Annotated in this window: 18 protein-coding genes; 12 read left to right on the top strand and 6 right to left on the bottom strand. The window is 35.0% G+C overall.

The genetic code is table 11. The features are described 5' to 3' along the window. Positions 1-2 precede the first annotated feature (2 nt). Genes ACZ430_RS05120 through ACZ430_RS05105 form a run of 4 tightly spaced genes read right to left on the bottom strand, consistent with a single transcriptional unit; the run spans position 3 to position 2,240 of the window. Positions 3-1,310: a hypothetical protein gene (locus ACZ430_RS05120; RefSeq protein ID WP_297212874.1), complete on the bottom strand. Its 1,308-nt coding sequence runs from the start codon at positions 1,308-1,310 to the stop codon at positions 3-5. A 25-nt stretch (positions 1,311-1,335) separates the two neighbouring features. Continuing rightward, positions 1,336-1,428 carry a HepT-like ribonuclease domain-containing protein gene (locus ACZ430_RS05115; protein WP_366934815.1) on the bottom strand — a complete coding sequence of 31 codons (93 nt, stop codon included), beginning with the start codon at positions 1,426-1,428 and terminating at the stop codon, positions 1,336-1,338. After that, positions 1,425-1,595, bottom strand: coding sequence for a hypothetical protein (locus ACZ430_RS05110; RefSeq protein WP_297212872.1), 171 nt, complete (start codon positions 1,593-1,595; stop codon positions 1,425-1,427). The genes ACZ430_RS05115 and ACZ430_RS05110 overlap by 4 nt, the downstream gene beginning before the upstream one ends. A gap of 36 nt (positions 1,596-1,631) precedes the next feature. After that, the gene (locus ACZ430_RS05105; RefSeq protein WP_464910746.1) at positions 1,632-2,240 is read right to left on the bottom strand and encodes a type II secretion system protein; all 609 of its coding nucleotides are present in this window, start codon (positions 2,238-2,240) and stop codon (positions 1,632-1,634) included. 299 nt (positions 2,241-2,539) lie between these two features. Between ACZ430_RS05105 and ACZ430_RS05100 the strand changes: the two genes are divergently transcribed. After that, positions 2,540-3,361: a tetratricopeptide repeat protein gene (locus ACZ430_RS05100; RefSeq protein WP_297212868.1), complete on the top strand. Its 822-nt coding sequence runs from the start codon at positions 2,540-2,542 to the stop codon at positions 3,359-3,361. Positions 3,362-3,378: 17 nt separating this feature from the next. Beyond that, positions 3,379-4,353 (top strand): ADP-glyceromanno-heptose 6-epimerase, encoded by a 975-nt coding sequence (rfaD, locus tag ACZ430_RS05095; protein ID WP_297212866.1) that lies wholly within the window; start codon positions 3,379-3,381, stop codon positions 4,351-4,353. On the opposite strand, the gene ACZ430_RS05090 is transcribed toward rfaD, so the two are convergent. Beyond that, the gene (locus ACZ430_RS05090) at positions 4,326-4,919 is read right to left on the bottom strand and encodes a class II aldolase/adducin family protein (RefSeq protein WP_297212864.1); all 594 of its coding nucleotides are present in this window, start codon (positions 4,917-4,919) and stop codon (positions 4,326-4,328) included. The genes rfaD and ACZ430_RS05090 overlap by 28 nt on opposite strands. 73 nt (positions 4,920-4,992) lie before the next feature. Here ACZ430_RS05090 and ACZ430_RS05085 point away from each other — a divergent pair, with 73 nt between their 5' ends. Next, the gene (locus ACZ430_RS05085) at positions 4,993-5,631 is read left to right on the top strand and encodes a HEAT repeat domain-containing protein (protein ID WP_297212862.1); all 639 of its coding nucleotides are present in this window, start codon (positions 4,993-4,995) and stop codon (positions 5,629-5,631) included. Then, positions 5,609-6,481: a metallophosphoesterase gene (locus ACZ430_RS05080; RefSeq protein WP_297212860.1), complete on the top strand. Its 873-nt coding sequence runs from the start codon at positions 5,609-5,611 to the stop codon at positions 6,479-6,481. The genes ACZ430_RS05085 and ACZ430_RS05080 overlap by 23 nt, the downstream gene beginning before the upstream one ends. Here ACZ430_RS05080 and ACZ430_RS05075 read toward each other — a convergent pair. Next, positions 6,453-6,653 carry a DUF6485 family protein gene (locus ACZ430_RS05075; RefSeq protein ID WP_297212858.1) on the bottom strand — a complete coding sequence of 67 codons (201 nt, stop codon included), beginning with the start codon at positions 6,651-6,653 and terminating at the stop codon, positions 6,453-6,455. The genes ACZ430_RS05080 and ACZ430_RS05075 overlap by 29 nt on opposite strands. A 235-nt stretch (positions 6,654-6,888) precedes the next feature. On the opposite strand from ACZ430_RS05075, the gene ACZ430_RS05070 reads away from it, so the two are divergent. The 8 genes from ACZ430_RS05070 (at position 6,889) to ACZ430_RS05035 (ending at position 15,045) form a co-directional block, all read left to right on the top strand. After that, positions 6,889-7,224: a YtxH domain-containing protein gene (locus ACZ430_RS05070; protein ID WP_297212856.1), complete on the top strand. Its 336-nt coding sequence runs from the start codon at positions 6,889-6,891 to the stop codon at positions 7,222-7,224. Continuing rightward, positions 7,221-9,563, top strand: a complete 2,343-nt coding sequence (locus ACZ430_RS05065; RefSeq protein ID WP_297212854.1) for an endonuclease MutS2 — start codon at positions 7,221-7,223, stop codon at positions 9,561-9,563. The genes ACZ430_RS05070 and ACZ430_RS05065 overlap by 4 nt, the downstream gene beginning before the upstream one ends. Then, positions 9,560-10,003 carry a TIGR00725 family protein gene (locus ACZ430_RS05060; protein WP_297212852.1) on the top strand — a complete coding sequence of 148 codons (444 nt, stop codon included), beginning with the start codon at positions 9,560-9,562 and terminating at the stop codon, positions 10,001-10,003. The genes ACZ430_RS05065 and ACZ430_RS05060 overlap by 4 nt, the downstream gene beginning before the upstream one ends. A 79-nt stretch (positions 10,004-10,082) precedes the next feature. After that, positions 10,083-10,631 carry an RNA polymerase sigma factor gene (locus ACZ430_RS05055; protein ID WP_297212851.1) on the top strand — a complete coding sequence of 183 codons (549 nt, stop codon included), beginning with the start codon at positions 10,083-10,085 and terminating at the stop codon, positions 10,629-10,631. After that, positions 10,618-11,217, top strand: a complete 600-nt coding sequence (locus ACZ430_RS05050) for a hypothetical protein (protein ID WP_297212849.1) — start codon at positions 10,618-10,620, stop codon at positions 11,215-11,217. Before ACZ430_RS05055 ends, ACZ430_RS05050 begins: the two co-directional genes overlap by 14 nt. Positions 11,218-11,451: 234 nt before the next feature. After that, positions 11,452-12,348 carry a hypothetical protein gene (locus ACZ430_RS05045; RefSeq protein WP_297212847.1) on the top strand — a complete coding sequence of 299 codons (897 nt, stop codon included), beginning with the start codon at positions 11,452-11,454 and terminating at the stop codon, positions 12,346-12,348. A 153-nt stretch (positions 12,349-12,501) separates the two neighbouring features. Continuing rightward, a complete protein-coding gene (locus tag ACZ430_RS05040) occupies positions 12,502-13,437 on the top strand; it encodes a CARDB domain-containing protein (protein ID WP_297212845.1) in 936 nt (311 codons plus the stop codon). A 33-nt stretch (positions 13,438-13,470) separates the two neighbouring features. After that, positions 13,471-15,045 (top strand): hypothetical protein, encoded by a 1,575-nt coding sequence (locus ACZ430_RS05035; RefSeq protein ID WP_297212843.1) that lies wholly within the window; start codon positions 13,471-13,473, stop codon positions 15,043-15,045. Positions 15,046-15,129: the final 84 nt, after the last annotated feature.

The following is a 15,129-nucleotide window of genomic DNA, read 5'->3' as shown; positions in this document are numbered from 1 at the left end:
TCTTATTTTTCATTAATTACCTCAATAGAATACTCGCCTTTTGCAAGCTCCCATTTAGAAAGGGATACTCTAAGGCCTTTTCCCTCTAATCTTTCTATAAAATTGTTGTAAATCATTTGATTTTCAGAGAAGTTTTTCCCTTTAATATTACCTGAAATCTTAATTTTCTGAGGTTTTGCGTTTTCAATTTCAATAGAGTTTATCTGTAAATAGTTAATATTCGATGTTTCAGCAACTGTATTTATGATTGCCTTAATCTCAGGCGTTGAGTTTTTTTCATTGTATAGCTGAAGTAGAGGCAGAGAGTTCATTTTAAATTCATCGATGTCTTTCTTAAGAAACAAAAATTTTTCTTTGTCATAACTTGAATGAGCTTTAAGAATGTTTATCTCTTGTGATTTTTTCGAGATATCAATAATGACAGTGGCTGTATTAAGGGCAAATAAAGAGGTTAATAGTAAAATGAAAAATGAGGCATATGAAAGAGCCTTTTTGCTTTTTTTGAAGCTTTTATATTCTTCTGTAAGAAGTTCTTTCCCTCTCAAATTTTTTTCAAAAATTTTTAGTGCTTCATTGATACTTTTTATTTCAAAAGGCAGAAACTCTACAGATAATGAGATACCAGTAATATCACTCTCCTTTGCACCGATAAATACTATCTTTTCAGGATTAACTCTGAGATTCTGGATGGCATAACTTAAGGTCATATTTATGTTTATTACATCTTCGTCACTTATTGATTTTTCCCCAGATTCATAACTTCTCTGAAAAATCATTTCTGAACCATCAAATATAAAAAGATATCTAAATTTTTCTGCTAATAGGCAGAAAATCTGACAGGCATTGTCAATTTTCTGAATAGCCTCAAGGTAAGACCTAATGAGCATAAAAAGGGGATAATTACCTTCTATTTCATTTTTTTGTAAAATTAAGGCATTTATAAGTTCTAAATCTTTTTCTGAAATTACATATAACCTTATCCATGCCCTTTCGTTTTTTTCTATAACTTCGTAGTAATAGGCAATTTTTGTATCCGATGTGTATCTTTTGCTAAGTTCGCTTTTAAGAAATCCCTCAATTATCTTTTTATTTCTTACGTTCTTACCGGTAAAAGGAAGAGGTATCTTCAGTGAGATTAGTTCAGGATAAAAGCTACACAACGAGACATGCCTTATATTTTTTTCTTTGAGAAATTCTATCAAGTCTTTATTGGAGAGGAAAGTGAGGATTTTTTCCCCAAGGTCTCTCTCTGAAGGAATAAAAACTTTAATTAACTTATCCTCTGTGGTTATGAACGCTCTTTCCCTCAAAGCTTCTTATGACCTCATCAATAATCTATAGCATCTTTCTAAAGTTTCTATATGTCTCTTCATCGGAAATCTTTATATATTCATGGGCAAGGATATTTCTAAAGCCTCCTAAACCTATTTACTTCGCTTATAAACGTATATCATCAATAAAACTCCACCTACAATACTTATACCAATCCCCCAGATTGCTTGATTCATAAGCTTTTCATATGCTCCATCAGCTGGCACTGAGAACAGGATTATGTAACCTACTATGATTAAAATAACTCCAATAAGAAGAAGCATTGCAAAAAAAGGGGAGGCTTTAGTCTCCCCTTTTTATCATAGTCTAAAATAGAGGTCATATGTTGTATTTGGATTAGTATTATAGTTTCCACTACCTCTTATGCTTCCAGTATTGTAAACTCCGTCATCATACTGCTGGTCTAAGCTTGCACATACATCTCCTGGAACATTGTCAAAACCTATCCACATTGTTGTAAGTCCTTGAAAAGTAGCATATCCGATACCTATTTTACCTCCATAAGCATTGGCTGGTGCTACAGTTCCATTTGTATTATCTGTTGGTCCTGTGATTATATTTGATATTCGTAGATGTTGCCATGCCTTGCAGCTTTCAGCTGTTGAACCTGTTGCACATGCTTGAGTATAAGTTTCTATTAAACCATTCCTTAATGTGCCTCCTGTAGCGGCACTGATTCCCCATCTTGTTGCTGCATTTGGGTCATCACCTGGATAAAATCCATATCTGTCATAATAAGTATAAACTGCAGCCAGTATTTCTCTGTACTGATTATAAGCTCTTTTCATCTTAGCATTATTAATCAACTCCTGCCCCTTAAGAACTGCTCCGAGGATGATTCCGATAATTACGAGGACAATGGCGAGTTCTACGAGTGTGAAACCTTTGTTACTTCTTAGATGCTTCATAAACCGTACCTCCTTTGGTTTTTTAATTAATTTCTTAGCAAAAAGTATACCACAAATCGAACAAGAAAAATTCTTAGGGAGGCCGGTTGCGCCACTCGGCATATGCCTCAACTACCCTGGCGCCCATCTTGGCAGTTAAGGCTTCCTTCCTCCTGCTCTAAATTATCCCACCTCCTTTATTTTAATTTACCTATGGATAGAAAATTAGAAAACGACAATAATAAAAAATTATAACAAAAATTATTCTAAAATTTGCTACCCCTTTAAAAAGCCCATTTGAATCGTGTATATTATTAAAAATGTTAAACAGTTCAGAAAAAAATCTGCCTCCCGGTTTAATAAGAATAGCAGGAAAAAAGAAACCATCAAAAAATTTTTTCATCCTTCTTGGAATATCATTTGTGATGGTATTAGTCGGTTTTCTTATTGTTTATTTTTATAATACAAATTACAAAAGAATAGAGTCTCAATCAAGCCCTCTAAGTCAATCTATACACTTAAATAATGGGGAGATTAAGATTAAGCAGCAACCCGTCTCTGCTTCTTTGAAAGAAGCAAGAGTGGAGAGAGAGACTGAGAAAAAAGAGACTTCTGCTATGCAAGTTTCATCTAAAGTAGTGGTAAATAGTAAAAATGAAGAGGTTGCTCTCTCTCAAATAGAGCCCTTTCCTTTCGCAGATTATCTTTACAGGGCACAAGATTATGAACATAAGGGGCTTTTAAATGAGGCCATTCGGGAATACAAGGAATATGTAAATCGTTCCGGTAGAGTAGAAGCATGGATTCTCAATAAAATTGCTGTTCTTTATCTTTTGACAGATAAAATTAACGAGGCCAATCACTATGCTGAGATGGCGATAAAAACAGATAAAAGTGACAGAGATATTATGCTTAATTACGCTGTTATAAAAGCAAAAATGGGAGAGCTTGACAGGGCTGAAGAGAGTTTGAAAAAGTTGCTTTCCGTTGACAGTAACAATAAGAAAGCTCTCTATAATATGGCATTAATAAAGGAGAAGAGAGGTCAATACATAGAAGCCCTTGCTATTTATGAAAGGTTATATAAAGATGGAGATGTCTCTGTCATTTCTTCCATAGAAAGATTAAAAGCCTACAGATAAGGAAAGGAGGTAATCCCTTGAAATACCTTGTTGTAACTGGTGGAGCAGGATTTATAGGGGCTAACGTAGTAAAAAGGCTTAATGAACTCGGTGAAGAGGCAATTATAATAGTTGATAATCTCGGCAGTTCTGAAAAGTGGAAAAATCTTGTCGACCTTCGCTTTGAGGATTACATTCATAAGAATAAATTTATTGACGATATAAAAAGAGGGCTTTTTAAAAACTCTGTTAAGGCAATAATTCATCTCGGTGCAAGAAGTAGCACAACTGAAAAGGATGTGGAATTTTTAATGGAAAACAACTATGAATACACCAAAACCCTTGCTATCTGGTCGATTGAGAATAATGCAAGATTCATTTATGCCTCTTCTGCTGCTACTTATGGAGACGGCTCTTTAGGATTTTCCGATGACCATTCTCTAATTTTATCATTAAGACCTCTTAATGCCTATGGATACTCGAAACAGATATTTGACTGTTGGGCATTGAGAAATGGCTTTTTAGATAAAGTAGTTGGTCTTAAATATTTTAATGTTTATGGTCCGAGGGAAGGTCACAAAGGAGATATGAGGAGCATGGTGCTTAAGGCCTATGAACAGATAAAGAGAGAGGGAAAGATAAGGCTCTTTAAGTCATACAATCCTAACTACAGAGATGGAGAACAGCTTAGAGATTTCATATATGTTAAAGACGCTGTTGAGATGACCCTTTTTTTTCTTGAACATGCCGATAAAAACGGTATTTTCAACATAGGAACAGGCATCCCTCGTTCATGGAATGACCTTGCTACTGCAGTTTTTTCAGCTCTTGGCATGAAGCCAAACATTGAGTATATTGATATGCCAGAAATTCTAAGAGGTAAGTATCAGTATTATACAAAAGCGGATATTTCAAAAATAAAATCAGCAGGATATAATGCGGAGACTATTTCTTTAGAAGAGGCAGTGAGGGATTATGTTATAAATTATCTTGAAAAAGGAATTTTTTCCTGAACAAGCTTCATAAATAGATAGATTTTACTTAATTTTTCAACCAATTCGCATACATGAAAAGCCTCAACAAGAGAAGAACCTACAGCCACAGCCCCATGCTTTGCAAGGAGAATTGCTTTGCTTTTATTTAGTGTTTTTACTGCTTCCTTTGCAAGCTCAAGGCTGCCAGAGGGAGCATAATTAGTTACTGCAATCGTTCCTCCAAGAATTTCAGTTTGTTCATCAAGAATCACAGGAATTGGAATCTGAAGAGCTGCAAAAACACTGGCATAAGAGGAGTGTGTATGAATGATAGCCCTTACATCTTCTCTAACTCTGTATATTTCAAGATGAAGGTTTTTCTCTGATGAGGGTTCTTTTTGCCCTTCAATAATATTGCCCTTCAAATCTAAAACAACCAAGTCTTCTAAGCTCAATTTCTCATAACATTTTGCCCGGGGAGTTATTATTATGAAGTCTTCATTAACTCTCAGACTGAGATTTCCACTTAGGCCTGTTACCAATTGTTTTTTGTATGTTCTTTTGGCAAATCTAATGACTTCTTTTCTTTCTTTTTTCCACTGCATAGTTTTATTATAAACAATGGTTTGGAAAAAATACCTTTACCTAAATCATAACTTTAAGCATAGGAGGTTATTCATGAGGAGACTGATAGTTTTAATTTTTCTACTTTGTATCACCTTTATCTCAAACAATTCATTTGCTTATGGCATTGATGACCTACTAAAAGAACTTGATGTGCCAAACTGGCGAGAGAAGATTGCAGACCCTCTTTTCCTTGAAAACTTTAAAGCTTCTGAAAAGTTCTCAACGGTAGTAAAGCTCGCTGATGCACGAGGATATGATTGGAGATACAGGATAAGAGCTATAAGAATGCTTGGTTACATAAAAACACCCCAGGCTCAGGAAGCGCTTCTACAGATGTTCCAAGACCATTTCTTCCATCACGAGTGTCCTTCTCTGAAGTCTTATGTGGCCGAGGCGCTTGGAGATTTCTCTCCAAGTAAAAGGCTTATGGAGATTTTGAAAGAGGGGCTACAAGACCCGGAAGTGTTGGTTAGAGAAGCTACAGCAAAATCTCTCGGCAGACTTGGAATGCCTGAATCAGTTAAATATCTGATTGAAGCTTTCAATGTTGAAAAAAGCTTAGCTGTCAGGATTGCTATAGTTGCTGCTCTTAAATCTATAGAATCAACAGAGGCAAAAACTTTCATAAGACACATTGCTACAGACGGCAGTAATAGGGAGATAGTTGATGCTTTCGGAGGTTCTCTATAATCAGGACATTGTGAGGGATTTAGAGCCTGATGAGATAATTGAAAAATTCCTACGAGGAGCTGGAATTCTTGCTTTAGAGCCTCCATTAGTCCGATTGGAAGCAACAGAAGGAGAAGTAGTTTTTGTCGGAGATACCCACGGCGATTTCTCTGTAACAAAATATATTACCAATAGATTTCTGAGGGAAGCGGATAAATATCTCGTATTTTTAGGAGACTACATTGACAGAGAACCAGAACCCGAGGGCTCTCTTTTTAATCTTCTTTATCTCTGCCTTTTAAAAATTGAATTTCCAAAAAGAGTTTTTCTGTTAAAAGGGAATCATGAAGCTCATTATGCTTTTTTCTGCTATCCCTATCAATTTGACAAAAGTCTTGTTGATATTTTTGGCACTTATGGAAGGCAGATTCATGCGGTAGCTATAGATTTTTTCAAAGAGATGCCATTAATGTTTAAAACATGCAATGGAATAATAGCAGCCCATGCAGGTTTTCCACTGCATGGGCAGTCCATTGATGATAAATCAAGAAAAGACCTGATAGTAGACATTCTTTGGGCAGATGCACAAATATCTCCTATGTTTAGGGGCTTTGATATACCGAAGTTTAGTGAGGAGCAGCTGACTGAATTTTTAAATAAAATGAATGCAAAGTGTTTTATAAGGGGGCATGACCCTTTTCTTGCTGGAAAAAGTATTTATTCAAAAAGATGCATTACTCTCTCCACAAGTCGTTCCTATGTTTTTCGTGGCGGCATGAAGATTGCAAAGGCAAATTTAGGTCAGCCTGTAAAAAATACTGACCATATCTTGATTGAAGATATTACTTCTTGCCTTGCTGCATCTGAATAAATCTTTTTATACTTCTGTCATAAGTCGCTTCCACCTCAGGAGTAAAGTAACAGGCAGGTAGTTCTCCTCTCTTTCTGTGATAATGTAAGCAATCACAACAAATTCCCTTTTTTTCGCATGGTTCATATGTGCAAGTGCATATTTTCTTGTTTCTTTCGATTTTACACTCCATTTTTAGCCTCCTTATGATTATAATTTTTCTTCTATTTTCTGAAAATATATTATAACCAATTTTGCAAGACCTACTCAGATTTTTATCCATATGTCATTCCGAGGAGCGTAAGCGACGAGGAATCTCTTTCTTTCGAGCAGCTTAGCCCTTTCGGCTTAGCCTCTGGATGACTTGTTAATTGAACGACCTATCTAAAAGTGTTAAAATTAAATAAACAAGCAAAAAGGAGGCTCAAATGAGAGAAGAGGGAAAAGTTTTGGCAGCATTTTTACTTGGTGGTTTAGTAGGAGCAGCTTTTGCACTGCTTTATGCACCTAAATCGGGAGAGGAAACCAGAAGAGACATAAAAAAGAAAGCAAAGGAGATTAAGAAAAGAACTGTTAGAGCAGCAGAGGATTTATATGAAGAGATTGAAGAGCTCTCGGAAACATTAAAGGAAAAAATGAGAGACATTAAGGAAAAGGGACAAGAACTCAGTGCAGATGCAAAAAAGGAAATCATAAATCAGATTGAAAAACTCTCTAAGATTATCGATGAAAAAAAGAGGAAACTTCTGGAGAAATTTGATTGATAAAAAAGGAAGTTCTTGAAGCCTTAGATTATTATAAGATACTGACATTAATAGAGGAATTTGCAAGCTCAGAAGCAACAATCAAAGAGATAAAAAATATTCATCCCTCTGATAATATAACGGAAGCAGAAAAAAGGCTCGAAGAATTTAAATCAATAAAGAAATATTTTGACAATGGAGGAACTCTACCCATCTCCTCCTTTCCAGATATAAGAGCTTTAATAAGCCGTGCTTCAAAGGAAGGTGCTTTTTTCGAGGCATGGGAGTTAACAGGATTTCTTAGAGTTTTAAGAGTATTAGATAGAGTTTCTTCCTGTATAAATCAGCTGATTGACTTTCCAGCTTTGGCTCAAAAAATAGGTTTAATTCTTGGGAATGACCTCTCTGTTGGGCAACCTTATCTTCTTGAAAGGCTTGAAAGGACAGTAGATGAGGATGGCAATATTCTTGATACAGCCACTCCAATGCTTCAATATCTGCGAAAGCAGATAAGAATAACGGAAGAACGAATTAAGGAGAAGTTGGAAGAAATTGTAAATAGAAAAGATATTGTCATTTTTCTACAGGACAGTTTCATAACCAAAAGAAATGACCGTTGGGTTATTCCTGTGAGAATGGACTCTAAAGGACAGGTAAAGGGTAAAGTTTACGACGTCTCCCGCTCTGGAGACACGGCCTTTGTTGAACCAGAGGAGATATCCTTACTCTCTAAGAAGCTTGAAGAGTTGAAGATTGAAGAACGGGTTGAGGAGATAAGAATTCTGAGAGAACTATCTGACTACATCCATCAAATTGCCAACACCTTAGAAAGAGAATTTACCCTTCTTGTATATCTTGACAAAATGAACGCCATATATCATTTTTCAAATAGGTTTAGCGCTAACATTCCTTCTCTTACTAATGAGAGGCTCATAAGCCTGATTGAAGCTAAACATCCTCTTTTAATGATTTCAAAAAATCAAGTAGAGCCCCTTAATTTAAACCTTTCCGATAAAAAAGTTCTTGTAATCAGCGGACCTAATGCTGGAGGTAAAACAGTTACCCTAAAAACCATAGGAATTTTAACGGCAATGGCTAATGCAGGACTTCCAATACCCGCAAGTCCTTCATCAACTATTCCTTTTGTGGACGCCATCTATGTAGATCTATCTCATGAAGGCTCTATTGAAGAGCATCTTTCAAGCTTTGCCTCCCATTTGATAACGCTTAAAGAAATTATCGAAAAAGCAAACAGCGAAAGTCTCATTCTTCTTGATGAAATAGGCACCAATACAGACCCTGAGGAGGGTGCTGCTTTGGCCTGTGCAATAATTGAGGAGTTGAAAAACAGGGGGTCTCTCACCTTTGTTACAACCCATTTAAGCAAGGTAAAACTCTTTGCCGCAACAGATAAAGGAATGGAAGTGGGAGCGATGTTGTTCGATGAGAATACTATGACCCCTCTCTATAGATTAAGCATTGGCAATCTGACTACCTCTTATGCTCTTGAAATTGCTCAAAAATATGGTTTTCCAGAAACCCTCATAAAGAGAGCCCATGAACTAAAGGGAACAGGGGATAGAAATATATATGAGCTAATGAAAGAACTTGAGAGAACTAAGGAAGAATACAGAATCAAAATTGCCGAGCTTGAAAAGATAGAAAAATCTCTCGCAACAGAAAAAGAAAGACTTGAAATTGAAAATGCAAAGATAGAAGAAAAGAAAAGAAAGTTAATGCAAGAAGCAAAAGAAGAGGCTGAAGGGATGATTCAGAAACTTAAAAAGGAAATAAACTTTCTTTATGAGGAAGCAAAAAGAGCAGATAAGAGAAGACTTAAAGAGATATCGGAGAGTTTACGAATGCTTTCAAGAGAATTTCAAGGGGAGGCACTGAAAGACAAAGAGGAGATAAAAGTAGGAGAAGTTGTAAAGTTAAGAAAGCTAAAACTCTCTGGAAAAGTTCTAAGTATTGAGGAAGGCAGAGTAAAGATTCAAACAGAGAAGGCACAGATAGAAGCAAGCATTGATGAAGTAGAAAAAATATTGATAGATAAAGAACAAACACACAAAGAAAACACAGTTCTATCTAATGGAAAACAGACAGATTTAGAAATTTATCCAAGAAAAATTGACCTCAGAGGCATGAGGGTTGATGAGGCAATCTCGATGTTGGAGAGATTTTTAAATGAACTCTCTTTAAACGAGGCATCTTTTGGATTGATATTGCATGGGATAGGAAAAGGAATTTTGAGAGATACTATAAGAGATTACCTCAAAGACCACCCGGCAGTAAAGGCTTTCAGAAAGGGAGATACCGATGAAGGCGGAGATGCTGTAACAGTAGTGGAGATGAGATGAAAACGGTTGGGGTTATTGGAGCAGGAAAAGCAGATGAAGAATTAATTAGATTAGCAGAGGAGGTAGGCAGGCTTCTGGCAAAAAATGGAATCACTGTAATTACAGGTGGTTTAGGAGGAGTTATGGAAGCAGCCTGCAGGGGTGCGTATTTTAAAGGAGGAATTACCGTTGGCATTCTTCCTACGTTAAGCAAAGAAGATGCGAATCCTTATGTGAAAATTCCAATTCCTACAGGCATGGGTGAAATGAGAAACGCTCTTATTGTGAGAGCCTCTGATGCTTTAGTCGCTATTGGTGGAGAGTACGGGACTTTAAGTGAGATAGCCTTTGCATTAAAGACAGGCAAAAGGGTGGTTGGACTTAAAACCTGGGATATAAGGGGAATAATTCAAGTCAATTCACCAGAAGAAGCTGTAAGAATACTACTAAAAGATTCATAAAGGTCTTTATTGACTTTTTTAACCCTCCTTTTTCAAAATATTTCCAGTTTTTGAACTTTTTGTGAGGTTAGTATTACTAATGAATGAGGAGCAAAAATTAATCAAGCAGATTGTAGATGGAGATGAGGAGGCGTTGAGGAGACTTTATGATATTACGGCAAGAAGTGTTTATCAATACATATTTAACTTTGTTAACAACAAAGAAACTGCTGAGGACCTTATGATAGAAACTTATACACAAGTATGGTTGTCTGCAAAGAGATTTAAAGGAGATTCACGGATTTTAACATGGATTTTAGGAATTGCCCGAAATTTAACGATGAATGAAATAAAGAAGAGAGATTACAGGTATGAGGAATTAAAAGATACAGAAAATCAAAAGGCTGAACAGTTTAGATTAACAGCAGAAAACGAAACAGAACAGCTGATTTATCTTGCTTTGAAAAAGCTTTCTTTAAAGCATAGAGAGATTCTTGATTTAATATTTATACATGAACTGACCTATGAAGAAGTGGCAAAAATACTTGATATTCCATTAAATACAGTGAAAACAAGAATTTTTTACGCAAAGGAAAAATTAAGAGAAATACTTGAGAATATGGGGGTAAACAAAGATGCCTTTTTCTAAGAAATTAGAAAAAATCAAAGAAATGTTGCCTTTGTATTCCAAGAGATTAGTTTCAGATGAAAAAAGAGAAGAAATAGAAAATATTCTAAGTAATGAACCGGCACTTCAAAAAGAATTAAATTTCTGGAACGGTGTTAAAAGGGGTTATGATAAAATAAAAAATGATTTTCCTGAGCCTTCTAATAATATCTATCCTAAAATAAGCAGTCGAATAAGGGGAAGAAGAAAATATATATGGAATATCTTTAGCCTGAATCCAAAATTTTCCTTTGGTTTTATAATGTTTCAATTTTTAGTGATTATTGGTTTGTTGTTTTACATTCTCAATTTAAAATATGAATACAAAACTCTTTCAACCGCAGAAATTAAGGCTGAAACAGCCTATGCAATAAATGTTGTTTTTAAAGAAGATGTAAAGGAAAAGGAGATTAGAGAACTTTTAAAAAAAATAGATGGTAGAATAATTGACGGTCCTTCTAAAACAGGTCTTTATGTTGTTGGAATAAAGGACAGGGAGAAAAAGGATAGAGTTTTAGATATTTTAAGAAAAAGTGGTATAGTTCTTCTTGCCGAGCCTGCCTGTTAATTTATAAAAAATTTTTTGAACAATCTAAATCTGAAATATTACTTTTTCATAGAATGAAAATTACATTTTTTACACTTATTCAGTTAATTCGATTGAAAATACTCTTACTGATTCTTCGTCTCTATTTATTTGTCTATTAAAAAACAGAAAGGAGGTTTATGAAAAGAGGAAGGTTATGTAATTTTTGATTGCTGGATTTTTTGATAAGGTAAAAGATTATGAAAAGGAGGAGAAATGAAAACAAGATTATTAGTAAGTTTAATTTTAGTATTTGCCTTAATATTATCTGCAGGGATAGGCAGTGCTCAACAACCAGAGATAGAAGCTTCACTTAAAGCAATTCCTGAAGCCTACAAAGGAAAATGTCCAGCAGCTATAAAATTTGAAGGTCAAATTACAGTCAAAAATTTAAAAAGACCGCCACTCAAGGTTCAGTATAAGTTTATAAGGAGTGACGGAGCGTATTCACCGATTGAGACAATATTTTTTGAAAAGGATGGTTCAAAAAATGTGAGCACTACATGGACTCTCGGTGGAAAAACATTGTCAGACTATGAGGGATGGGAAGCAATAAAAATTGTTTATCCCCAAGATAAAGAATCAAAGAAGGCTCATTTTAAAATTAAATGTGTTGAGCCTGGTCCACATCCTGAAACTTCCGTTAAAGAAGACTGTGTATCTTTTAATCCAACAACTGCAGAGGTAAAAAAAATAGGTAACAGCTGGAAGATAGTTGATGGTAGTCAATGGTTATTTGACTTTGGCAGTAAAAAATCTGAGGCTGAGAAAGCTCTAAGAATAATAAAACATTACAAAATGAACCAATCTTGTTTTGTGGGAAGACCAAATCCTTCATTTTCTTACTTGCTAATTTCAGGACTTCCTCCTGCCGGACCATATCGTTATGGACCATTTGAAACTGATGACTGTGTATTTATCAATTTAGAAACTCTGGAGCTAAAAAACATAGGTAACAGCTGGAAGATAGTTACTGGCAGTCAATTGCTGTTTGATTTTGGTAATAAAGAGTCGGAAGCAAGACAAGCATTAGCAATTATAAAAAAATATAGTTTCAACAATTCTTGTTTTGTAGGAAGACCTGCCCCTTCCTTTAAATATCTAAGAAAATAGCGTAAGGAGAGGGTTACTCTATTATTGGAGTAACCCTCTTTATAATATCGCCCTCTTTTAATCTCAAATTCCTTTAAAAAATTTTTTAAAGAATTTTGAACAAAATTCTTGTCAAAATTTACTTTAATTTAAAAAATATGAGGAGGAAAAGGTATGCGAAAAAGTCTTGTATCTATTTATTCGAAGGTTTTTGTAGTTCTTTTATCCTTGCTTATTGCCTCATCAGTCTTTGCAGAAAGTGGCCCAATGACTCACAAGCCTAAGGGAGATAATCAACCGACAAAGGTAGACCAGATGAGAGACCTAATGCCAGACTTAATCGTATCAGAAATTTCTGAGGATAGCGCCGGAAACATAATAGTAAAAATAAAAAATATTGGGAAATCTGGAATTAAAGCATCAGAGTATGAAAGAAGTAGTAATCAGGCATTTATAGAGCTCACAATAGACGGCAAATCCACAAAAAACATGCTTGCAACTGTTGACCCTCAGAGAGCACTTACTCATCCAAACAGAGAAATTAATTGGAACACAGGACAAAAGGTATGGCAAGACCCTGCAGACCGTAAAACTGAGGTTATTGTAAGAATTGACCCTTCCAATCAAATTCAAGAGAAAGACAAAAACAATAACGAATCAAGGAAATTATTTTCTCGCTTTATCCCTGTAAAATCTGAACTAATTGTAAAGCGTATTTATAGATGTGGACCGAATATATCATTTTGTATGGAATTTGAGAATAAAGGTAACAAGGAATTTAAAGGAAATTTTGCTTTTGATGTTGATGTAATACAATTTGGAGTGGAATTAGGCAGTATAGTAAAAGGACATGATATCATGCTTCGTAATAGACAAGGCATTGTAGTAGCACAGATATCTGGTGCAGGTTTTTATTCTTGCAGAAATGTAGTTATTACTGCAAATACTACTTATTCACCCACCGGTGTATTATGTAATTTTGGACCTGCTGTTTTCTCAATCACTCCAGATATTCCCGAGGAGGGCTTTGACGTTTTGATAAGACTATTAATTAATGAAGAAGGGCAATCTGAGAAACGTCCCAGATTTAACTTCCATATTACAAAGTAAAGGGAAATGTTTTAGAAAAAAGGAGGAATTAAAATGAAACTTTTAAGAATTTCAACAACAGCAGTATTTCTTTTCTTTACTATAGTTATATTAGCTTATGCACAGAGTGATAAAATTCAGAGACCTCCATCTCAGCAATATTCAACTCCCCAACAAACTACACCCATTTCACCTAAAGTTACACCGGAAACAAAGAAAAAACCTAAGCCAGGTATAAGCAGTCCATATAGCCTAAATATCATTAACTTCTCAGCTTCGTCAACTACTATTAATTACGGAGAGGAGGTGACTCTTAGATGGACTATTAGTGGAAACAATCTTTCAGGTTTAAAACTTGAAATAACCCCAGATATTGGCCAAATTCCTCTTTCCAGAACAGATTATAGAAATGAATCCTTTACAATAGAGGGCTCTAAAACAATAAAACCTTCCAAAACAGAAAAATATATTTTGAGGATTTCAGCTATCGATCCTGTTAGATTAGATATTGACCAAGCAGGAAATCTCCATCGTCGCACTTTAGAAGCAAAAAATGCATTAATTATAAGTGTAAAAAAACCAAAAATAGAAAATGTTAAACCTTTAGTGGATCAGAAAACAATGAAGATAAAATTCCTTGCGAAAAATACAGGTGATGCAGATTTCACCTCAAGCCCTATACAGGTTGAATATAATGTAATTAATAGCTTATCAGGACCTTCATTAGCTTCTGGCAAATTTACAACCACTAATTTAAACATCCGAGCAGGTGAACAGGTTCAGTTAGGTGAGACAACCTTACCAGACCGAGGGAAAGCTTTAAGTGGAGATGCTCTTCTGATAGGTGTTGGTATTAATCCAATATATAGAGTGCCTCTTGAGCGAGATTCCGATACCTATGAACATCAATGGGAAAGAAAAAGATTAACTATTAATAATGATCTTATATCAATTTTCGGAGGGTTACTCACAGGTTCTATAAGATTAAACAATTTTGATGGTTCTTCAAGTGCAACTTTGACCCATAATCCCTATAAAGCAAATGATTCATATGTGGAGATAATGGGAAGAAGGGAAACTTTTTCCATTCCAAGATTTGATTATACAAAGAACATATATGATTATAGAGGTTTTATAAACAATGTGAACGCTGCTTTTTCGGGAAGAGATTTATTCTCCGTAGAAGATGGAAAGATTAAATTGAGAATAAGTTTTGAGACAAGCGGTACAGAGATTAGGGGTTATGAATATACTTGGGGAGTGTGGCATGATGCAACAGCTCCAGATTATAATTTTACAAAATTTGATATTACCGTATATTTCTTACCAGGATTAAGGAACGGGAAAATTACATATACAGATGTTCAAGTTATTCCTGATGTAAGAGGTACTTTTGTTGGTGCTTGGGATACTCTTCTATCTGAAAAACTTGAAAGAGATATCGATGAAAAAATTAAAAATGAATTGATAAAAAGAATAAAATCAAAGCTTATGGAAGAAGCAATCAGGACAATAATCGAGAATAAAATTGAAGAATTAATAACCCATAATCATTTTTTTAATATTTACAGAGTAGTTAATGTTATAGGAGAAGGTGGAAACATTGTGATTGAATATATTGAAAATTAATGTATAATATGTTAGCTCAAAAAAGCTGCCAGATGTAAGAATGGGATATGAAGCCATTTGTAACCATCGACAGCTTTGAGAAGT

Source organism: Thermodesulfovibrio sp. TK500a (assembly GCF_055381765.1).
The sequence above is the reverse complement of the archived record's forward strand: the minus strand, read 5'-3'. Positions and strand labels throughout refer to the sequence as shown.